Genomic DNA, 21,295 nt, shown 5'->3' with positions numbered 1-21,295 from the left:
ACTGGCGTGGACGTCTGAGCGCGGACTACTGCGACCGCGGACGTCCTATTACGATGCGACCTCACACCGATTGTGTCGGGTCTACCGCCCGCTTCTGCTCGGACCGTTCGCGATCCGGCTCTTCCGGCCGGCGGCCTACAGCGGGGACGATCCGTGGATGAGGAAGCCTTCCAGAGCGCTCCCGGGACCAGGACCGTCGTCCCCGGAGCCGTTCACTGCTATACGTCGGCTGATCGCGATCGTACTCTGACCGTCGTCCAAGAGCTTCAGGGAGGAGGACGCTAGCGCCGTGGATTGTGGCGATCCGACTCGATCGGGCTGAACCGAAGTCGCTCTCATTTGATATAGCGGTATAAGATTTATAGACTATAGAAGCCGATAGATGTTCTCCTCGTAGGTCTCGCGCACCCTGTCACCCCAGTTGTGGGTGTAGGTGTCGAGAACGTCGTCAGCGACGTCACCGCGGAGGTACTTGACGATTCCTCGCTCTCCGGTCTGCCCACGGAGGTGGGTAGTGAAGAAATGACGGAAGTAGTGGGGGGTGACGTTCTCGCTCGCGCCGCCGCCCGTCCGGTACCAGCCCCGATCGCGGGCGTGGTGTTCGACCGTGGCGTGTACTGCGTCCGCCGAAATTCGGCTACCCCAGGCGCCGCTAGTGCTCGTGAACAGCGGATCGGCCGGCGAGTGTGTGTCCGGTCTGATCGCGAGCCAGCGGACCAGCGTTTCGTGAAGTTCCGCGTCTACGGGAATAACCGTCGGCCGCTTTCGTTTGTTCGACGCCGTTCGTTCCTCGCCGTTCACCACGGTTCCACGCGCGGGCTCCGGGGAGACGTAGATCGACTCCGGCTTGCCGTGGAGCTGCGGACGCGGTTCGACGTTGAACTCGATCGCATCCGTCATGAGGTTGAGATCTCGACAGTCGAGGTTACAGAGCTCGCCAGCGCGCATTCCCGTCTTCAGCAGCGTGACGACCAGCGCTCGCGAGAGCGGATGGCGAATACCGATGACGAACTGCCGCATCTCATCGACGCTGATCTCGCGGCGCGTCGGGTCGACGTCGATGGACTCGTCCATCTGCTCGACTACCAGTGCCATGGGGTTCTCCTCGAACTCACCGATCTGGGTCATGTAGGCGTAGAACCGGTGGAGGTACGAGGCGTACGTCGCGAGCGTGCTCTCGGCGACCTCGCCGCGTTGATCGTGGATCCACGCCATACAGGCGCGGTGAGTGACGTCGTGAAGGGTATCGACGTGGGGGTACTCCTGGATGAACCGTTCGAAGTCACGAAGGACTCGTTCATAAGCCCTCCACGTTCGCTCGGTCTTTCCCTGGTACTCGATGTCCTGAAGGAAGTAAGCAATCGGATCGTTCGTGGATCCCGGATCGGCCGCGCTCACGGCCGATCACTCTCGAGCGTGTAGCCCCCGGATCGGCCGCTGTAGCTCACCCGGTTCTCGGACTGGAGGTCCTGAAGCGTGTCCTCGAGGCGATCCTCGATGTCGTCGGTCAGCGCGGCCACGAGCTCCTCCCAGGCGAGCGGACCGGCGTCGGCGAGGATCGCCACGACCCGCTCTTCGAGCTCGCCAGTCGACGAGTCAGTCGTAGCCGGAGCGGGTTCGGATTCGGATTCCTTCTCGTCGGGCTCGAACCCGCGTCGGCCCGCCTGTACCATCGTGCTCAGGAACTCGCTCTGGCTCATGCCCAGTTCGTCGGCGTGTTCGGCCCAGATCCGTTTCTGGTACGCGGGGACGTAGGTCTTGACGGCCGTTCGAGCCGTGTCGGATCCGTCGTTCGTCATGGACTCCCTATCTCATCCAGAGACCTTCAGTATGCCTATTCAGCCATCTAAACTATCTTATTTGGGTTTTTTAGTCCTGGAATTACGTGCAGCATCTCAACTTATTCTGTTTTCTATCCCCGTCAACTAAACCTTATAGGGATACAAAAACAAATAATATATCGGCTGATGCTGACCGCTCGAAACACCCACGTCCTCCCGAAGCCGGAGAAAGGGTGTGTCTTCGGACTACTACCCCTAGGGGTTGCGGGCCGAACGAGGGGTCGCGAGGGAGGGATCGAAACCTCTCGTCAGTTCGACCGTTCGAGATCGAGTGTCACAGCTCATGGCTCGATGACCGGCCCTGTCTTACAGACGACCGATAGGGTACAGTCTTGTTTAGACAGAGCACGAGAATCGGTTCTCCTCACACTCGGGTAATCCCGATACGAATCAAATAGTGAGTCAAACCGCGGACTGATCAGTAGGTGCACTCAAAACCCGTCCGTCCTATCGACCATAGATATAGAACCAGAGAGAATGACGGTTGCAGTCTTCGAGACGATAAGTCGAACCGGACGGCAAGTCATCCAGCAGTCACTCGATAACGACCATCACATCATGGTGATCGCACAGACGCCCCTTGAACGGTCAAGGGCAGTTGCATCGAAACCTGCACCTCCCCGGTGTCGTGAGGGTTAGCAGAGGAGCGGAGAAGGGTGCACTAAGCCGCTATCTTGGGCTGCTGTCTCCTACGCACACAGTCGCAAACTCTGGAACTTCGCTGATTTCGAGACCCATTCTGGACGAGAACCCAGTCAGCATAACCACTATCATCCGTTTGGCTGGCTGCGCGGGATCGTTCGAGATACGGTGTTTCGCCGACGTCACGAGACGATCCGCGAAGCTTGAGAAGGATTAGTTCACCGGAGCGATCAGTTCCTTCTACGTCTAAACAAAGCCCCCACCAGATCGGGCAGCCAAACTCAGAGAGAACCATCGTATCGGTGCGCTCTATTCCCGGACACGCCGTGACCACCGACCGAAGTACCTCTCCTCGAGAATCGCGGCGCGTCGGTGGGTGAAATAGTCGATCCCGGTACCGGCCTAACACGGAATTCAACGCTGAGTTTCCGGATCGGGCCACCACTTACTTGACTGGTTCCTTCGGTACGGATTACCGCATTTCGAACCTTGGTTCGGCTTCCGAACGTGTTGTCTCTACGCTCCCATCGTGGGATCCAATCCTCTCCTCACCGGGAGTCGTTGGATCGGTTCCGTTCGCCGGTCTCGTTCCTGAGCGATACCGCCGTATTCGAGATAATCCATGCGGCGTCGTTCTTCGGATCGTAGATCGTCGTCGTGCCGTCCGAGAGGACGCGTTCACCGTACTCGTCGTTGGGTCGATCGTTCTGTATTCGGCGAGGTGTGACAGTCGATGACAGGATATGAGCCTTTCTCGCGACGAACCGAAGGGCTATGACCGAACCAGGCTCGTCGACCGCTCCTCATGATCATTGACGGCGGTCGATCGAATCGGACACCCAGCTCGAAATCGATCGGTGATCGACCCTGCCAGCACTCATAAATCATATACTGCTATATCGAATCCACAGTGCGGCCGGATTATTCGGGGAGCGTCCCCCGTCGAGAATCACTCCGGGATGGTTCACTCGGATCGAACGCGCTCGCCCGATTCCGCCGACTCGTAGACGGCCTCGAGCAGTTCGAGGTCGGCGATGCCGAGGACGGTTCCTCGATCAGACCTCGGGCGGCGAGAAGACGTGGGGCGGGCCGGTCGGCGCGATCGTCTGTCCGGTGACGAACGAGGCGGCGTCGCTCGCGAGAAACCGGACGGTGTCGGCCACCTCGTGAGGCGTCCCGACCTCGCGATCGACCGGTTCGCGATCGGGGATCCCCTCGAGTCCGAGCATCTCGATGACGGGTGGCGACGCGATGAACCCAGGGTTGACGGCGTTGACGCGTACGCCGCTGTCGGCCCACTCGCTCGCGAGCGTGCGCGTGAGGTTGGCGACGCTGGCCTTCGCGGCGCTGTACGGTCCCATGCCTGCGACGCCGTAGCGGCCGGCCATGCTCGCGGTGTTGACGACCGCGCCGCCGCCGTCCCGGAGCGCGTCGGCGAACGCGCGCGTGACGTTGAAGGTCCCAGTGAGGTTCACCTCGAGGACGCCATCCCAGTCCTCGGGGTCGACCTCGTGGAGGGGTCCACCCTCGCCGGTGCCGCCGGCGTTGTTCACGAGGACGTCGACGTCGCCGAACTCCTCGACCGTGGCCCGTGCGAGCACCTCGACCGACTCGCGGTCGGTGACGTCACACTCGACCGCCAGGACCTCGCCCGGTAGGTCCGATTCGTTCAGTTCCTCGGCGACCGCGTCGACGTCGGCCTGCGTTCGCGAGCAGATCACGACGTCCGCACCGTCGGCGACGAACGTCTCGGCGACGGCACGCCCGATGCCGCTCGAGGCGCCCGTCACTACGGCCGTCGTGCCGGCGAGGCTCGTTCGATCGCGGACCGACTCCGTCGTGGGTGGCTCGTCTCTGACTGGCATCGTCGGCCGTAGCGGCGCCCGACGGAAAAGGGCCGAGACCCCGGCGGGTTGGCCGGTTCGAGAACTCACTTGCGGGTTCGGCGGTGGTCCGCTCTCGCCCGGATCACGTCACCTGAAGGCGGTCGTCCCGCGGCTCGTACAGTTCACCCGCCATCCGTAGCTCGCGTATCGCCGATAGCGTCTCGCCGATCGTGCGACCGCGTTCGCTCGTCACGGCAGTGACGACGCCGATCGGCACGCCGTTCTCGAACCGTCCCTCTAGGCCGGCGATCACCTCCTTGAGATCGCCCTCCGGGGCGACTTTCGGAACCCCGTCGGCGCGCACCCACTCGACGTCGTGGCCGGTGATCGAACGATGCCGGCGGTAGAACGCCACCGCCTCGTTGGCGTCCCCGACCTCCTTGTGGACCTCACAGTCGGTACAGACCACGGAGAGCGGTGCCCGTTCACCCCGACTCTTGCTGGTGTCGGTCGTCATCGACTACGCGTTATACGCCTCCTGGGCGAGTCGGTGGAGCCGGTGGACGGTGTGTTCGTTCGGACCGAGTTGACCCTGCGCAAGCGCGCCCGACTGTAGCCCCTCGTACTGGCGTTCGACCAGTTCGAAGTCCTCCTCCTGGAGCTTGCGGCTCAGTTGGACGAACCGCTCTTCCTCCTCGCTCAGCTCCGGACTCTCGAAGTAGTAGTCGGCGATCAGCTGGAACCGTCCCTCGTCGATCGGATCGATGATGTACGTGCCGTAGCCATCGGCGTTACCGTACATGTTGAGCGTGAAGTTCGGCCAGAAGTAGTAAAAGCGCGCCTCGCCCTCGATCAGCGACTCCTCGGCCTCGACGCTCTCGTCGTGGGTGTAGTGGAGCACCCAGTAGTAGTCGTCGACCTCGAGTTCGGACTCCGCGAGCGAGATGCCCTTGATCCAGTCCTGATGGTTGGCCTGGCAGTGATCGCACTCGGAGTAGTTACCGCTGAACGTCTTCCAGTTGCACTCGACCTCGGAGACGTAGCGACGGGCGTGTTCGTACCGTTCGAGGGGGAACGACTCGAGCTCCGTCTTCAGATCGCCCGCCTGTTCCTCGAGCGACATCGGATCGGTGTCGAAGTTGACGAACAGCAGCGGCCCGATCGTGTCGAGTTCGACCTCCATGAGACCGTTCTTCTCACGGTCGAGTTCGCGGACGTCGTCGTCCTCAAGGTCAGGGTTCATGCCGGCCTCCTCGAAGCTCTGGGGGGTGCTCCGGAGGTCGCCGTCGAGGTCGTACGTCCAGAGGTGGTACGGACACCGGATGCTCGAGGCGTTCCCGGGCTCCGTCATCGGGGTGTCCTCGACCATCTTCGAGCCTCGGTGAGCACAGACGTTGTAGAACGCCCGCACCTCGGTGTCGTGATCGCGGACGACGATGATCTGTTTCCCTCCGATCGTTCGAGTGAAGTACTCGCCCGGCTCCCTGATCGCGTTTGCGTGGCCGGCGTATACCCAGTACCGCGAGAACACCTTCTCCTGCTCCATCTCGTGAACCGCTGGATCGGTGAAGTAGCTCGCGGGTAAGGCGTTCGTTTCCTCCGTTATGTCAGGACTGACAGACGCAGTCGCGTCTGTCCCGTCGTTCCACCGCGTCATACAGTACCTCTTATTCCGTCGACACACATAAAAGTTGATGATACGATACCGTCTCCCACAGCCCGTCGAACACGTCCCGGAGGACGGTGGGTGACGCCGATCTCCGGTCGGTTCGAACATTCCGAACTGAAATTCGCCCGCAGTCGAGCACCGCCTTCGGCCGGTCGGGCACGGTTCGGATTGGGTTTACAGACGTACGGCTGTCACGGAACGGTCGACGCGCGATCGACGACGCACCGCGAGGCGTTCGAACGGCGGTGTCGTTCGCGTATTTCGAACCGACCGAGCACGACCGAGGAGCCGGACGCAACTCGCCGATGATCGCCCGGAGAGCGTGGTTCGGGTCGTTGCGGTCGGTTCGACGCACCCGAACTCTTTTGCATCCGTTCCGTGCAGACGGTACCATGGTGACCGATCACGACCGGGACGGGGTCAAGACGACCGAGCGATCGCTCGCATTGGTCGAGCGCATTCAGCGCCAGGACGGGGCGACCCTGTCGGCGCTCGTCTCCGAACTCGGCCTCGCGAAAAGCACCGTCTACAAGCACCTCCGAACGCTCGAATCCCATGGTTACCTCGTCAAGGAGGGTGAACGATACCACCTCGGCCTGAAGTTCCACCACCACGGTGAGTACGCCCGCCTCAGGAAGCGCGGCTACCGGCTCGCGGGCCGGACGGTCAGCGACCTCGCCGAGCGAACCAACGAGGAGGTCGACTTCGTGGTGGAGAACGATGGACGGACGATCACGATCTACGAGTCCTACCACCCCCAGAACAGCTACCGCGACGATCTCTTCGCCACGACGAGCGACCTCTCGCACTCGGGGACGTACTACCACATGCACTGTACGGCGGGCGGGAAAGCCCTACTCGCGGTGCTGCCCGACGAGTGCGTCGAGAGGATCGTCGATCGGTGGGGACTGCCGAAGCGGACCGAGAACACGATCACCGACCGGGCGGCCCTCCTTGAGGACCTTTCGCGCGCCCGCGAGCGAGGGTACGCCGTCGCCGACGAGGAGTACGTCGACGGGCTGTGTGCGGTCGGCGTCGCCGTCTCGAACCCGGACGGCTCGCCGCTCGGCGCGCTGGCGATGTCGGTGCCGACCTATCGCCGCGAGAGCGAGGGGTTCCAGGCGGAGGCCCCGCAGGTGGTCATCGAGGCCGCCCGCGAACTCGAGGAGGCGCTCGAGGAGGGGCCCGATTCCGAACCGGAGCCGTGACGTGTGTGACCGTGACACTTAATGCGCTGGTCCGACGACCCCAGTACGAACCACATGAGTGCAGAGACACAGCTTCCGGACAGCGCGGAGACCGTCATCATCGGGGCCGGTTGCGTCGGCTGTAGCGCCGCCTACCACCTCGCCGAGCAGGGACGGGACGGGATCGTCGTCGTCGACCAGGGTCCGCTCTTCGAGACGGGAGGGTCGACCTCTCACGCTCCGGGACTCGTCTTCCAGACGACCGAGAACGAACTGATGAGTCGGCTCGCCCAGTATACCGTCGACCTCTACGGCGATCTCGATAGCTTCGCCGACTGTGGCGGCATCGAGGTCGCCTACACCGAGGAACGCTGGGACTACCTCAAGCGAAAACGCGAGTACGGCCGCTCGTGGGGTGTCGAGGGCGGCGAGCTGCTCTCACCCGCGGAGGTCGCCGCGGAGATCCCCCAGATCAACGAGTCGGTCATCCACGGCGGCTACTACGTTCCCGGCGACGGCAAGGCCCACGCAGTCGACGCCTCCCGGGCGATGGCCCGTGAAGCCGAGGACCGGGGGGCTGCCGATTTCCATGGCCACACCACCGTCACCGACATCGAGACCGGGGACGACGAGGTCGAAGCGGTCGTCACCGACCGGGGCCGGATCGACTGCGAGGAGGTCCTCGTAGCGACCAACATCTGGGGACCGCTGTTCGGCGAGATGGTCGGCGTCGACGTGCCGCTGGTCCCCTGCGCCCACCAGTACCTCGTGAGCGAACCGTTGGAGGAGCTCGCGGGCGCGAGCGAGGAACTCGAACAGCCGATCCTGCGCCATCAGGACTATTCGCTCTATTTCCGCCAGCACGGGGAGTCGTACGGAATCGGCTCGTACGACCACGAACCCCTACTCGTCGATCCCGAGGACATCCGTGCGCCCGAGGAGGCCGAGGAGATGCCCTCGATCCGGGAGTTCACCGAGGAACACTTCTACGAGCAGACCCATCCGGACATCGACAAGTCCGCTTACGACGCCGCCCGCGAGCTCGTCCCCGCGTTCGAGGACAACGGGTTCGAGCGCGCGTTCAACGGAATGTTCTCGTTTACGCCGGACGGAATGCCGATCCTCGGCGAAACGGAAGACATCGACGGTCTGTGGTGGGCGCTCGCTGTCTGGGTCACTCAGTCGGGCGGCGTCGGCAGCGTCGTCGCCGAGTGGATGGACGAGGGGGTCCCCCGACTCGGCGAGGAGAAAGTCGACGTCAGTGGGGCCCACGTCGAGCGGTTCCAGCCCCACTCGGGCAGCCGGGCGTTTTCCTATGCCCGCGGCGGTCAGCAGTACCAGGAGGTCTACCAGCTGATCCACCCGAACGAACAGCCCCAGAACCAACGCGGGCTCCGTCGCAGCCCCTTCTACGAGCGCCAGAAGGAGTTGGGCGCCGAGTTCTACGAGTCGGGCGGCTGGGAGGTCCCCCAGTGGTACGGCGCGAACGAGTCCCTGCTCGAGGAGTACGACGTCCCCGAGCGATCGGGCTGGCTGGCGCAGGGCTGGTCGCCGATCCAGGGCGCGGAACACCAGGCGGTCCGGGAGAACGTCGGGATCTACGACCTCTCACGGTACACCGGAATCGAGATCACGGGCGAGCGCGCCCTCGAGTTCGTCCAGCGGCTGTTCGCGAACGACCTCGACTGTGACGTCGGCCAGGTGCGCTACACCCCGATGCTCGATCACGACGGCGGGATCCTCGCGGACATGGCGGTCACCCGTCTCGGGGACGAACGCTTCGTCGCCACCACCGGCGGCGGCGCGTCGGCGACCGAACACACCCGCTGGATCCGCGAGCATGCGCCCGAGAAGGGCGTGACGATCGACGCCCACGTCTCCGATCAGTGCGGGCTCGGCGTCTGGGGGCCGAAGGCGAGAGAGGTGCTCCAACCTCTCACGGACGAGGACCTCTCAAACGACGCCTTCGGCTACTTCCGCGCGAAGGAGTTCTACCTCGATTCGATACCCGTCCTCGCGCTCCGGGTCTCGTACGTCGGCGAGCTCGGCTGGGAGCTGTACGCACCGACCGAGTACGGCGGCCGGCTCTGGGACCTGATCTGGGAACAGGGCCAGGACCACGACATGATCGCGTTAGGCAACGGCGCCTTCCTCGGTTCGATGCGGTTGGAGAAGGGCTACCGCCTCTGGGGCACCGACGTCACGCCCGAGCACGACCCCTACGAGGCGGGGATCGGCTTCGCAGTCGACACCGACACCGATTTCATCGGCCGGGAGGCGCTCCTGGAGGCGAAGGAGGCGGGCCTCGAGCGGGAGATCGTCCCCCTGACGCTCGACGATGCTGGCGAGGTGGTCGACGGCGGCAAGCCGATCCTCGACGACGAGGAGGTCGTCGGCCACGTGAAGGCCGCCGACTACGGCTACAGCATCGACGCGGGCATCGCCTACGGCTACCTCCCGTCCGACCTCGCCGAGCCCGGCGTCTCGCTCGCGGTCGAGTACGAGGGCGAACGCTACCCCCTTACGGTCGCCGAGGAACCGCTGTTCGACCCCGGCCGGGAGAAGATCATCCGCTGACCATGTCCGTCACCTTTGCCGATATCGAGGCCGCCGAGGAACGTCTCGACGACGAGAGCGTCGTCAAGCGCACGCCCGTCGAACGAAGCACGTCGCTGGGAGGGATGGTCGGCGGGGACGTCTACCTGAAGATGGAACACCTCCAGTGGACGGGGTCGTTCAAGACGCGGGGGGCGTACAACAAGCTCTCGCAGGCGGTCGCCGAGGGGAGGATCGAACACGCGGTGGCCGCGAGCGCGGGCAACCACGCCCAGGGGGTCGCGCTCGCGGCGACGACGCTCGGCGTCGAGTCGACGATCGTCATGCCGAGGACCGCCCCCCAGACGAAGATCGATGCGACCCGCGAGTATGGCGCGACCGTCGAACTCCACGGACAGGACTTCCGGGCGGCGATGACCCGCGCACAGGAACTCGCCGCCACGGGGGACACGACGTTCGTCCACGCCTACGACGACCCGGACATCGTCGCCGGGCAGGGGACGCTGGGCGTGGAGATGGTCGAGGACTGCCCCGAGGTCGACACCGTGATCGTCCCGATCGGCGGCGGCGGGCTCATCAGCGGGATAGCGCTCGCCTACGCCGAACTCGCGCCCGAGGTTCGGATCGTCGGCGTCCAGGCCGAGGCGGCCGCGACGGTCCCCGAGAGCCTCGACAAGGGCATCCCCCAGACCCTGGAGTCGGTCGACACGATCGCCGACGGGATCGCCACGGGTGGGGTATCCGAACTCACGCTAGGGATCATCGAGGACCACGTCGACAGGATCGTCACCGTCTCGGACGACGACATCGCCTCCGCGATCCTCCTGCTGCTCGAACGGGCGAAACAGCTCGTCGAGGGTGCGGGCGCGGCGTCGGTCGCCGCGTTGCTGAGCGATGACCTCGACGTGAGCGGCGAGACCGTCATGCCCCTACTCGGCGGAGGGAACCTCGACATGCCGATGTTACAGACCGTCCTGGTTCACGCCATGACCGACCGCCAACAGCTGTTGCACATGCGGGTGCACATCGACGACCAGCCGGGCCGGATGGCCGAGATCTCACGGGTCATCGCCGATCACGACGCCAACATCCGGAACGTACGCCACGAGCGGGCGGTCGAGGACCTCAACGTCGGCGACGCCTACCTCGTCTTCCGAGTGATCACCAGCGGGTCGGGCCATTCGCGCGCGATCACCGAGGCCATCGAGGACCGAGGATACGCCGTCGAGATCGTCAATGCGCGGTGAGTTACCGTCGTTCACGTAGCGAAACATTTATAATAGTTTTCAACAAGACTGTCAATAGATGTCATGATAATGGATATCGCGGAAAGCGTCGATGGATCCGATACGTGGGGGCGGAGACGAGTGGATGAATCGACGGGGCGACTAACGTCGGGAACGGACCGGGCCCGACGTGTCGCAGGGTGGGAACGATGAGCGAACGTTCGGCGTTCGGGAAGTTCCGCGAGGAACTCGACACCCTCGTGTTCGTCGTGGGGACGGGCGTCGCCGGCCTCGCCGTGATCGCGTTCGCGCTGTTCGAGGAGGCGGCCACCGAGGCGATGAACGGCGTCAACGAGTTCCTCTGGACGAACCTGGGGTGGGCGTACCTGCTCGTGATGTTCACTCTCGTGATGTTCGTCCTGTTCCTGATCTTCGGACCGTGGGGAAACATCAAACTCGGCGGTTCCGACGAGGAACCGGAGTTCACCTTCCTCGCGTACTTCGCGATGCTGTACTCGGCGGGGATCGCCGCCGGCATCGTCTTCTGGGGGCCCGCGGAGGCGATCTTCCATTACGACGCCGTCTCGCCGTTCGTCGGCGCCGAATCCCAGTCGCCCGCCGCCGCGGTCGGCGCCATCCAGTACACCTTCTTCCACTGGGGCCTCTCGGCGTGGACCGCCTACGTCGTGATGGGGCTGCCGATCGCCTACTACGCCTACCGCCACGACGCGCCGCTTCGCATCTCGACGGTGATCGCCCCGTGGGTCGGCCTCGACAACCTCGACGGAGCGGCCGCGAAGACGATCGACATCCTCGCGGTCTTCGCGACCATCGGCGGCGTCGCAACCACGCTGGGACTGGTCGGTAGTCAGTTCCTCGTCGGCATCGAGTGGATGACCGGTGCCTCGGTCGGCGACTTCGGGACGATCGCCGTCATCACCGGGCTGACCGTCGTCTTCACCGTCTCGGTCGCGCTCGGCGTCGAGAAGGGGATCCGTCGGATCTCGTACTTCAACATGGGGCTGTTCGCGGTCGTCACCGCCGCGACGTTCGTCCTCGGGCCGACGGGCTATATCATGGCGGTCGGCACCCAGGCACTGGGCGGGTACATCAACCAGTTCGTCACGATGAGCTTCTACACCGGCGCGGCGGCCTCCGGTGGCACGGGCGTCGCCGAGTGGGTCGGCGGCTGGACGATCTTCTACTGGGCGTGGTGGTTCTCCTGGACGCCGTTCGTCGGCCTCTTCATCGCCCGCATCTCCCGGGGTCGCACCGTCCGGCAGGTCGCCGTCACGGGCGTGATCGCCTCGACCGGGATCACGATCCCGTGGTTCGCCACGATGGGCGGGACCGCGATCTTCCTCCAGGAGAACGGGCGGGCGGACATCCTCTCGGTCGTCAGCGAGCTCGGCGAGGCCGCCTCGGGCTACCCGCTGTTCGAGGCGCTTCCCCTCGGCGGGCTGTTGACCGTGCTGTTTCTCGTCCTCGTGACGACGTTCCTCGTCACGTCCGCCGATTCCTCGACGCTGGCACTCGGGATGCTCACTACCGGCGGCGCGGAGCGTCCCTCGACGATCAATCGCGTCATCTGGGGCTTTCTCATCGGCGCGCTCGCGTCGTTGTTGATGGTGACCGGCGGCGTCGACGCGCTGCAGGCCGCCGCCATCATCACCGGCGGCCCGTTCGCGGTCGTCACCCTCCTCGCGGTGGCGTCGATGATCCTCACCTTCGGCCGGCAGCGGGCACTGTTCCTCCGCGAGGAGGACGAGGTCGACGTCCCCGCCTCGACGGAGGTCATCGAGGGGACCCAGGACGACTGAGCTCGCCGGCGCGCGATCCGTTCTCTCCTTCCCGCTTCCGTCGCTCGGGATCGGATTCCGACGGACACGGCGCTATGTGTCGATACCCGCACGATCCGGAGAAGTAGCGTCCACCCGCGTTCAGCGGTAGACCGGATGGTCCGCGCAGAGACGGGCGACGTCATCGGCGACGTCGTCGAGGACCGCCCCGTCGTCGGGCGCATCGAGCACCCGGACGATTCCTTCGCCGACGGCTTCCATCTCCTCGCGCTCGAACCCACGCGTGGTCACGCAGGGCGTCCCGATGCGGATCCCGCTGGTGACGAACGGCGAGCGGCTCTCGCCGGGGACGGTGTTCTTGTTCACGATGACGTCGACGGTCTCAAGGGCCGCCTCGGCGTCCTCGCCCGTCAGGTCGGGGTGGGAGTCGCGGAGGTCGACGAGCAGGAGGTGTTTGTCCGTGCCGCCCGAGACGAGCGAGAGGCCGTGATCACGCAGCACGTCCGCGAGCGTCTTCGCGTTCTCGACGACCTGCTCGGCGTATGCCTCGAACTCGTCGGTGAGCGCCTCGCCGAAGCCGGCGGCCTTGCCGGCGACGTTGTGCATCAGCGGACCGCCCTGCCCGCCGGGGAAGACGGCCTTGTCGACCGCCTCGGCGTGTTCCTCGGTACACATGATGATCCCGCCGCGGCCCGCTCGGATCGTCTTGTGCGTCGAGCCGGTGACGAAATCGGCGTGCTCGACGGGGGAGGCGTGGACGCCGGCGGCGACGAGTCCGGTGATGTGGGCGATATCGGCGAGGTGGTAAGCCCCCACCGCGTCGGCGATCTCCCCGATGCGCTCCCAGTCGAACTCGCGAGGGTACGCCGACGAGCCGCTGACGACGATGTCGGGATCGAACGCCGCCGCCCGATCCGCGAGGTCGTCGTAGTCGATGTAGCCCGTCTCCGGGTCGACCTCGTACTGTTCGACCTCGTAGAGCTGGCCCGAGAAGTTGACGTGGTGGCCGTGTGAGAGGTGACCGCCGTGGGTGAGATCGAGCGAGAGGATCCTATCGCCCGGATCCAGCACGGCGAAGTAGACGCCCTGGTTGGCCTGAGTCCCCGAGTGGGGCTGGACGTTGACGTGCTCGGCGCCGAACAGCTCCTCGGCGCGCTCGATCGCGAGCTCCTCGACGGTGTCGACGTGCTCGCAGCCGCCGTAGTAACGCTTTCCCGGATACCCCTCCGCGTACTTGTTCGTGAGACAGCTTCCCTGTGCGTCGAGGACCGCCTTCGAGACGTGGTTCTCCGAGGCGATCATCCCGAGTGTCGATTCCTGCCGGTCGCGCTCGGCGTCGATCGCGTCGGCGACCGCCGGCGCTCGCTCTACGAGTGGGTCTGCGTCCGACATGGCACCCGTAGTTCGTCGAAGGGGGACATGAATCTTGGGATGTCCTCACACGCCACACTGAAGGAGAGAAAACGGCCGGTATCACACGGTTTATTGTAGTCTCCGGAATCGATACGCGTATGCAACGCACGGTTAGCACGGACGATGCCCCGGCAGCCGTCGGCGCGTACAGCCAGGCGACGACGAACGGCGACCTCGTCTTCACGGCAGGGCAACTGCCGATGACGCCCGACGGGGAGCTGCTCGACGATCGGTCGGTCGCCGAACAGACCGACCGATGTCTCGAGAACGTCGCGGCCATCCTCGAGAGCGAGGGACTCTCGCTTTCGGATGTGCTCAAGGTGAGCGTCTTCCTCGACGACGTCGACGACTTCGAGGAGATGAACGATGTGTACTCGGATTACTTCGGCGAGGAACCGCCGGCGAGAAGCGCCCTCGAGGTCGGGAAGGTCCCCAAGGGCGCAGCCCTCGAGATCGAGGCGATCGCCGCCGCGAAGTGAGTCTACCCGGTTCATGTTCCGAGTTCGGCTCACCATCGGCGCGACGAGAAACGGGGGACGATCAGAATAATGCACCACTACGACGACATCGTCATCGGCGTCGGCGGCATGGGCAGTGCGACCACCTACCGGCTCGCGAAGCGGGGTCGGGACGTCCTCGGGCTCGAACGCTACGACGTTCCCCACGCGATGGGCTCCTCACACGGCATCTCGCGGATCATCCGGCTCGCCTACTACGAACACCCCTCGTACGTGCCGCTAATTCGCCGGGCCTACGAGCTCTGGGAGGAGGTCCAGACCGCCCACGGCGAACAGCTGTTGTTCGAGACCGGCTCGATCGACGCCGCGCCCGAGGACGACCCGCTCTTTCGGGGATCGCTTCGCTCCTGTGAGGAGTACGACATCGACCACGAGGTGCTGTCCGGAACGGAGGTCAACGAGCGCTATCCCGGCTACGACCTCCCCGACGAGCACATGGCGGTCTACCAGCCCAACGGCGGCTACGTCCTCTCCGAGCGTGCGATCGTCGCACACGCGATGCAGGCCCAGGCCGAGGGAGCCAGGATCCAGGCGCGCGAGCGCGTGACCGACTGGGAGCCAGAGGGCGACGGCGTCCGCGTCCGAACCGACCGGGGGGAGTACACCGCCGATAACCTCGTCGTCGCCTCGGGCGCGTGGGCGTACAAGCACATCGACGCCCTCCAGGGACTCGCAGTCCCTCAGCGGCAGGTACTCGCCTGGCTCCAGCCCGAGACGCCCGAGCGGTTTCGCCCCGAGCGCTTCCCCGTCTGGAACCTCCAGGTCGAGGAAGGGCGCTTCTACGGCCTGCCGATCGCCCGCGTGCCGGGGTTCAAGTTCGGCCGCTACATGCATCGCGAGGAGGACGTCGACCCGGACGCGATGAACCGCGATCCCGAACCCGAGGACGAACGCCTGTTGCGGGAGTTCGCCGAGAGGTACTTCCCGGAGGGGACCGGACCGACGATGCGACTCGCGACCTGCATGTTCACCAACTCCCCCGACGACCACTTCATCATCGATCGCCACCCCGATCACCCGCAGGTGGTCTTCGGTACCGGCTTCTCGGGTCACGGCTACAAGTTCGCGAGCGTCATCGGCGAGGTGCTCGCGGATCTGGCCGTGGACGGACACACCGACCACCCGATCGACCTGTTCGCGCTCGATCGGTTCGACGGCGTCTGAGCGACCCTCCTCGGACCCGACCGTTCGCGGGCGGATCGGTACCCTTTCGTGAACGCTGCTGGTCGGTTAGCAGTGATGACCAGCGAGACGTGGACTGACGACGAATCGAACCGGATCGAGGCCCCGATGCGGATCGGCATCGTCGGTGGCGGGTTCATCGGACGAACCGTGGGAGACCGGTTCCGCGAGCACGACGCGGCCCGCATCGCCGCGTTGGTCGACGTCGACGACCGGACGCTCGAGGAGACCGGCGACGACCTCGGCGTCCCCGAGGACGACCGTTACGGGCGGTACGAGGCGATGTTGGACGCAGCGGAGATCGACGCCGTGTTGATCGGGACGCCCCACACCCTCCACTACGACCAAGTGACCGCGGCGATGGACCGGGACCTGCACGTGCTCTGTGACAAGCCTCTGACGACGGACATCGACGAGGCCCGCGACCTCGTCGCCCGCGACGAGACACGTGGGGAGGTGTTGATGGTCGGCTATCAGCGCCATCTCTACGGGGCGTTCGCCGAGACCCGCGACCTATGGCTGGGCGAGGGACGGACTCCCCGATGGATCACGGCCGAGATAAGCCAGGACTGGGTCGAGCGGTTCGCGGGCACGTGGCGGATGGACCCCGACCTCTCCGGCGGCGGCTATCTCTACGATACGGGAAGCCACCTCCTCGACTCGATCCTCTGGAGTACGGGCCTCACCCCGACGGCGGTCGCCGCCGAGATGTCGTTCGTCGACGACGAACGACGCGTGGACGGGCGAGCGCACGTCACGATCCGGTTCGAGGAGGGCACCACGGCGTCGGTCACCTGCTCGGGCGAGACGCCCTGCATGCGCGAACACATCCACCTGTGGGACGAAGAGGGCGCGACGTACCTCGACAGCCACGACTGGGAGGCGAACGAGCTCACGACGATCGACGCCGAGAGCGGGGAGCATCGCCCCCGACTCGATCGGGACCTGCCGAACAAGGCCGAGGCGTTCGTCGCGTCGGTTCGGAACGAGAAGGAACCACCGGCGACCGCGCTCGACGGGTTGCGCGTGACGGCGGTCACCGAGGCCGCCTACGAGTCCGCGAAGGGCGACGGCGGGTTCGTCGACGTCGATCCCGAGGACGTCGCGCTCGACTGACGGGACGTACGATCGGTCACCGTCCCACCGGGATGCCGAACAGCCAGGGGAGGAACGCGGTCGAGAGGTAGAGGAACCACTGGGCGAACCAGGAGAGACCGAGCCACATCAGCCCCCAGGGAGCCGACCAGATCGACGGCCGAACGGGCCACTCCGCACCGGGATGGCTCTGGGTCTTCGGGTAGACGAAGTCGAACAGGAGGTGCAGTCCCATCCCGACCGTCACGAAGTGGATGGCGGTGTAGACGGCCTCGGTCTCGACGCCGAGGGTTAGCGCGGCCTGAAACGCGATCGCCGGGGGAAGGAACGTGTGGAAGATCCACGAGCGATGGAACGTTCGACTGATCGTGTCGATCTCCGGGAGGAGGACGCCCGCGACGAGGGCGATCAGGAACGCCGGGTGGTGACCGACGACGAGCGCGAGCAGCGCGGTCGGGATCGTCGAGAGGAGGTGAACCTTGCGCGTCGTCATCGTATCGTCCGTAGGTATCGCCGAACTGGTGACTCTTCCGCATGCGAGGCCTCCTCGTAGAACACGATCTCTAGAACGGCAACGAACCCCGGAAACAGCAGCACGACGAACGGCGGGAGCACGATCGTGAGCGATGCCGCGGCGACGATCAGGCAGACGTGTAGCACCGTGAAGTGCGGATGATCGCGGGAGACGTCGAGCGCCCGCCGGAACGCCGCCCTCGTCTCCCGTTTCTCGAGCGAGCGGACGTTCGCGGTCCTGAAGACCAGGAAGAACGCGACGAGCGTGACGTAGGCGCTCAGGAGGCCGGCGACGAGGAGGTAACCGGAGGTCTCCGTGAGCGCCAGCTCGAGATAGAGGAGCGTCGCGATCGGCGGGACGACCAGGGGAACGGAGAGCGCCAGGCCCGGAACGAGGTTCCGCCCCACCGATCGGACGTACTCCTTCAGCAGGGAGACGTCGGAGCGGTGTTCCTCCGGAACGACGCGGATCGTCTCGAACAGCGCGATGACGGCGGCTCCGGCCGGAACGAGGAGGGCGACGCCGAGCCAGAACGCGATGCTGAGCAGCACGAGGAGAACGATCTGTCGGTAGGTGAACTTCACGGCGACGACGAGCGAGCCGGTGAGGTCCGGAACCCGCTCCACGGATCAGCCCTTCATGCCGCTCAGTGTCATCCCGCGGATGAAGTACTGCTGTGCCGAGAGGAAAGCGACGATTATCGGAACGACCATGATCGCCGCCGTCGCCATCACCAGCCCCCAGTTCTGCGTGTACTGGCCCTGGACGAGGAACAGCGCGACCGGGAGCGTATACAGCTCGTGGTCAGTCGCGATGATCAGCGGCCACTCGAAGTTGTTCCACGCGCCCATGAACGCGAAGATCCCGAGCGTCGCCACCGCCGGCTTCGCCAGCGGGAGGTAGATGTGGTAGAACGCCTGGAACTTGTTGCAGCCGTCGATCCGGGCGGCCTCGCCGAGCGAGTCGGGCAGCCCGAGGAAGTACTGACGCAGCAGGAAGATCCCGAACGGGCTCGCGATGAGCGGCGCGATCAGCCCGCGGTAGGTGTTCACCCAACCGAGCTCCGCGAGGATGATGTAGACCGGGATGAGCGTCACCATCCCGGGGATCATCATCGTCCCGATGAACAGGAGGAACACCTTCTCACGGGCGAAGAAGTCCAGCTTCGCGAAGGCGTACCCCGCCAGCGTGTCGAACGTGACGTTGAACAGCGTTACCGCGCCCGCGAAGATGAAGGCGTTGAGGAACCACCGGCCGACCGGCTGTTCGGTGAACAGGTCGATGAAGTGTTCGAACGTGATCGTCTCGGGGATGACCGTCACGACGCCGGCGCCCGGGTTCGCCGAGAGCGCCGTCGTGACCGTCCAGTAGAACGGCGCGACCATCAACAGCGCGCCGAACACGACGCCCGCGTAGAGCAGGAGCTTCTTCGCCCAGTAGACCGGCCCCGAGCGCTCGTAGCCCGGATAGTCGTAGTTCGAGCGCACCATCAGTAGGTCACCTCGTCGTTGCCGCGAGCTCGGTACTGGTAGTAGCTGAACACGAAGATGACGACAAAGAGCAGCATCGCCATCGCGGCGGCGAGCCCCATGCTGTCGTGCTGGAACGCCTCCTGATAGATGAGGACGACGATTGTCGTCGTGGCGTAGTACGGACCGCCGCTCGTCAGCGCGTAGGCGATCGCGAACACCTGGAACGAGGAGATGATCGCGAGCACGATCACGAAGAAGTACGTGTTCTGGAGGTTCGGCCACGTGACGTGTCTGAACCGCTGCCAGCCGTTCGTCCCGTCGATGCGGGCCGCCTCGTAGAGCTCGTCGGGGATGTTCTGGAGTCCGGCGAGGAAGATGATCATGTTGAACCCGATCCCCGCCCAGACGGCGATGAGCATGATCGCACCCAGCGCGGTCGACGGATCGCCGACCCAGTTGTGTGCCAGTCCGATCGGCGCGAGGACGTTGTTGGCGATCCCGTTGAGGTTCAGGATCCAGCCCCAGATGATCGCGCTGATCGCACCGGAGAGCATCACGGGCAGGAAGTACGCGGCCCGAAACGCCTTCTTGAACCGGATCTGCCTGTCGAGCACGAGCGCCACGGCGAGACCGCCCGCGATCGCGACGGGGACGACGCCGACGGTGTAGATCATCGTCCGCGAGACGGCCCACCACCACAGGTTGACCGTCGGCGTGCTCAGAACGGCCCAGTCGTTCTCCCAGGGCAGCGGATAGACGAGGCTGCGGTAGTTGTCCAGACCGATGAACTGGAGCTCGCCGGTGAGCACCTGCCACTCCGAGAACGAGAGGTAGACGGCGAACACCACCGGGATGAACAGGAAGGCGGTGAAGACGATGAGGTTCGGCAGGATGAACAGCAGCGCCGCGAGGTTGTCCCGCCGATCGAACGCCTCGATCGAGACGAACTCGGTCAGGCCACCCTCGGTCGATCGTGAGTCTTTGGTTGCCATGGTCTGTGTCGGTCTCGATCCTCAGTTGAGGACGTTGTTGTTGACTTCCTCTTCGATCGTCGCGACGGCGTCGGCGGGTTCGACCTCGCCCTGGTAGATCCCCTGGATCTGTGGGTTGATGTTGCTGAGGATCTCCTGTGTCTGCGGGCCGTACTCCTGGGCCGTGTGTCGGGGGTACTCGCTCATCTCGAACCACCGCTGGTAGCGCTCGTCCTCCTGGTAGAGCTCCACCTCTTCGCGGAGGGACTCCCGGACCGAGAGGGCGATGCCGGTCTCGAGCCACGGTACCATACCGTCGCCCATCAGGTACTGGACCATGTCGATCGACTCGTCGATGTGGTCGCCGTTCTGGGAAACCGCGTAGCCCGCGGTGAGGATGAGCGTCCCGGGCTCCTCGCCCTCCTGATACGGCGGGACCGCGATGTCCATGATCTCGTCCATCTCCTCGTAGTCGCCCCCGATCTCGGCGATGATCCAGCCGCCGCCGAAGATCATCGCGGTCTGTTGCTCGCCGAGGATGGCGTGCTCGGCGTCGGCCCCGACCTCGGTGCCGATTCCCAGCAACTCGTCCTCCCGCAGCCCCTGGAGGAACTCGAGCGCCTCGACGTTCTCCTCGGAGTCGATCACGCACTCGGTATGATCGTCGTTCATGACCTGGCCGCCGTTCGCGGACATGAACGCGTACACCATGAAGTAGGGGTCCCAGTCGACGATCGGGTAGTCGACCTCGCCGCCCTCGTCGATGGCCTCGAGCATGGAGCGGAACTCGTTCCAGTTCTCGGGGAACTCGTCGTAGCCGGCGTTCGAGAGCACCTCGGTGTTGTGGATCAGCGCGCCGTACTGGAAGTCCTTCGGGATGAACGGCAGCCCCTCGCGCGGGTAGACCGCGTCCAGAACCGCGTCGTCCATGTCGTCGAGGAGCTCCTGGTCCAGCTCCGGTTCGAGGTTGACGAGAACGTCCTCGAACTCGCCGACGTTCTCGAGGCCGATGTAGAAGGCGTCGGGCTCCTCGCCGGCGCCGAACTGCGTCCGGAGCCGGTCGGCGTAGTCCTGCGGGACGTGCTGGAACTCCACCCCGACCTGGTCGTTCTGTTCGGCGTACGACGCCAGCATGTCCTCGACGGTCTGTCGTTCGACGCCCTCGCCCCAGGCGGAGAACTCGAGGGTGACGTCCCCCTCGCCGAGCTCGACCTCCTCGACGTCGTCCTCCTCGCTGCCGCCGTCCCCGCCGTCGCCACCGTCCCCGCCGAGACAGCCCGCCAGCGCGACGACCGAACCGCCCGCCGTCACCTTGATCAGGGTCCTTCGAGATAGTCCATTATTATCCATGGACCTACTCTCGATCAACTACTCATAAAGTTAC

The 21,295-nt window shown here is 65.0% G+C and carries 18 protein-coding genes; 7 read left to right on the top strand and 11 right to left on the bottom strand.

The window, feature by feature from the left end; translation table 11 throughout:
* Nucleotides 1–366 precede the first annotated feature (366 nt).
* From V0Z78_RS10595 to V0Z78_RS10575, 5 genes are all read right to left on the bottom strand, one after another.
* The gene (locus tag V0Z78_RS10595; protein ID WP_336344599.1) at nt 367–1,398 is read right to left on the bottom strand and encodes a tyrosine-type recombinase/integrase; all 1,032 of its coding nucleotides are present in this window, start codon (nt 1,396–1,398) and stop codon (nt 367–369) included.
* Nucleotides 1,395–1,799 (bottom strand): DUF5805 domain-containing protein, encoded by a 405-nt coding sequence (locus V0Z78_RS10590; protein ID WP_336344598.1) that lies wholly within the window; start codon nt 1,797–1,799, stop codon nt 1,395–1,397. The genes V0Z78_RS10595 and V0Z78_RS10590 overlap by 4 nt, the downstream gene beginning before the upstream one ends.
* Nucleotides 1,800–3,538: 1,739 nt before the next feature.
* Nucleotides 3,539–4,348 carry an SDR family NAD(P)-dependent oxidoreductase gene (locus tag V0Z78_RS10585; RefSeq protein ID WP_336344597.1) on the bottom strand — a complete coding sequence of 270 codons (810 nt, stop codon included), beginning with the start codon at nt 4,346–4,348 and terminating at the stop codon, nt 3,539–3,541.
* A gap of 103 nt (nt 4,349–4,451) precedes the next feature.
* A complete protein-coding gene (locus V0Z78_RS10580) occupies nt 4,452–4,826 on the bottom strand; it encodes a hypothetical protein (RefSeq protein ID WP_336344596.1) in 375 nt (124 codons plus the stop codon).
* A 3-nt stretch (nt 4,827–4,829) separates the two neighbouring features.
* Nucleotides 4,830–5,966: an aromatic ring-hydroxylating oxygenase subunit alpha gene (locus V0Z78_RS10575; RefSeq protein WP_336344595.1), complete on the bottom strand. Its 1,137-nt coding sequence runs from the start codon at nt 5,964–5,966 to the stop codon at nt 4,830–4,832.
* A gap of 404 nt (nt 5,967–6,370) precedes the next feature.
* Between V0Z78_RS10575 and V0Z78_RS10570 the strand changes: the two genes are divergently transcribed.
* The 4 genes from V0Z78_RS10570 to V0Z78_RS10555 all read left to right on the top strand — a co-directional run bounded on the left by V0Z78_RS10570 (nt 6,371) and on the right by V0Z78_RS10555 (nt 12,767).
* Nucleotides 6,371–7,186, top strand: a complete 816-nt coding sequence (locus V0Z78_RS10570) for an IclR family transcriptional regulator (protein WP_336344594.1) — start codon at nt 6,371–6,373, stop codon at nt 7,184–7,186.
* Between the two features lie 54 nt (nt 7,187–7,240).
* Nucleotides 7,241–9,742 carry a GcvT family protein gene (locus V0Z78_RS10565; protein ID WP_336344593.1) on the top strand — a complete coding sequence of 834 codons (2,502 nt, stop codon included), beginning with the start codon at nt 7,241–7,243 and terminating at the stop codon, nt 9,740–9,742.
* Between the two features lie 2 nt (nt 9,743–9,744).
* Nucleotides 9,745–10,968 (top strand): threonine ammonia-lyase, encoded by a 1,224-nt coding sequence (gene ilvA / locus V0Z78_RS10560; RefSeq protein ID WP_336344592.1) that lies wholly within the window; start codon nt 9,745–9,747, stop codon nt 10,966–10,968.
* A gap of 188 nt (nt 10,969–11,156) precedes the next feature.
* Nucleotides 11,157–12,767: a BCCT family transporter gene (locus V0Z78_RS10555; protein ID WP_336344591.1), complete on the top strand. Its 1,611-nt coding sequence runs from the start codon at nt 11,157–11,159 to the stop codon at nt 12,765–12,767.
* A gap of 120 nt (nt 12,768–12,887) precedes the next feature.
* On the opposite strand, the gene V0Z78_RS10550 is transcribed toward V0Z78_RS10555, so the two are convergent.
* Nucleotides 12,888–14,138: a serine hydroxymethyltransferase gene (locus V0Z78_RS10550; RefSeq protein ID WP_336344590.1), complete on the bottom strand. Its 1,251-nt coding sequence runs from the start codon at nt 14,136–14,138 to the stop codon at nt 12,888–12,890.
* 119 nt (nt 14,139–14,257) lie between these two features.
* On the opposite strand from V0Z78_RS10550, the gene V0Z78_RS10545 reads away from it, so the two are divergent.
* From V0Z78_RS10545 to V0Z78_RS10535, 3 genes are all read left to right on the top strand, one after another.
* Nucleotides 14,258–14,638, top strand: coding sequence for a Rid family detoxifying hydrolase (locus V0Z78_RS10545; protein WP_336344589.1), 381 nt, complete (start codon nt 14,258–14,260; stop codon nt 14,636–14,638).
* Between the two features lie 69 nt (nt 14,639–14,707).
* On the top strand, nt 14,708–15,841 hold the full coding sequence (gene solA / locus V0Z78_RS10540; RefSeq protein ID WP_336344588.1) for an N-methyl-L-tryptophan oxidase: 1,134 nt from the start codon (nt 14,708–14,710) through the stop codon (nt 15,839–15,841).
* A 75-nt stretch (nt 15,842–15,916) separates the two neighbouring features.
* Complete coding sequence (locus V0Z78_RS10535; RefSeq protein WP_336344587.1) at nt 15,917–16,975, top strand: Gfo/Idh/MocA family protein; 1,059 nt, start codon at nt 15,917–15,919, stop codon at nt 16,973–16,975.
* 16 nt (nt 16,976–16,991) lie between these two features.
* On the opposite strand, the gene V0Z78_RS10530 is transcribed toward V0Z78_RS10535, so the two are convergent.
* From V0Z78_RS10530 to V0Z78_RS10510, 5 genes are read right to left on the bottom strand one after another with little or no spacing between them, the layout of a single operon-like run.
* Complete coding sequence (locus V0Z78_RS10530; RefSeq protein ID WP_336344586.1) at nt 16,992–17,447, bottom strand: hypothetical protein; 456 nt, start codon at nt 17,445–17,447, stop codon at nt 16,992–16,994.
* Nucleotides 17,444–18,094: a hypothetical protein gene (locus V0Z78_RS10525; protein ID WP_336344585.1), complete on the bottom strand. Its 651-nt coding sequence runs from the start codon at nt 18,092–18,094 to the stop codon at nt 17,444–17,446. Before V0Z78_RS10525 ends, V0Z78_RS10530 begins: the two co-directional genes overlap by 4 nt.
* Nucleotides 18,095–18,097: 3 nt before the next feature.
* Nucleotides 18,098–18,958 carry a carbohydrate ABC transporter permease gene (locus V0Z78_RS10520; RefSeq protein ID WP_336344584.1) on the bottom strand — a complete coding sequence of 287 codons (861 nt, stop codon included), beginning with the start codon at nt 18,956–18,958 and terminating at the stop codon, nt 18,098–18,100.
* A complete protein-coding gene (locus V0Z78_RS10515; protein WP_336344583.1) occupies nt 18,958–19,932 on the bottom strand; it encodes a carbohydrate ABC transporter permease in 975 nt (324 codons plus the stop codon). The genes V0Z78_RS10520 and V0Z78_RS10515 overlap by 1 nt, the downstream gene beginning before the upstream one ends.
* A gap of 21 nt (nt 19,933–19,953) precedes the next feature.
* Complete coding sequence (locus tag V0Z78_RS10510; protein WP_336344582.1) at nt 19,954–21,261, bottom strand: extracellular solute-binding protein; 1,308 nt, start codon at nt 21,259–21,261, stop codon at nt 19,954–19,956.
* Nucleotides 21,262–21,295: the final 34 nt, after the last annotated feature.

The sequence above is a fragment of the Halalkalicoccus sp. CG83 genome (assembly GCF_037081715.1).
Lineage (GTDB): Archaea > Halobacteriota > Halobacteria > Halobacteriales > Halalkalicoccaceae > Halalkalicoccus > Halalkalicoccus ordinarius.
This window is presented reverse-complemented; position numbering and strand designations above follow the sequence as displayed.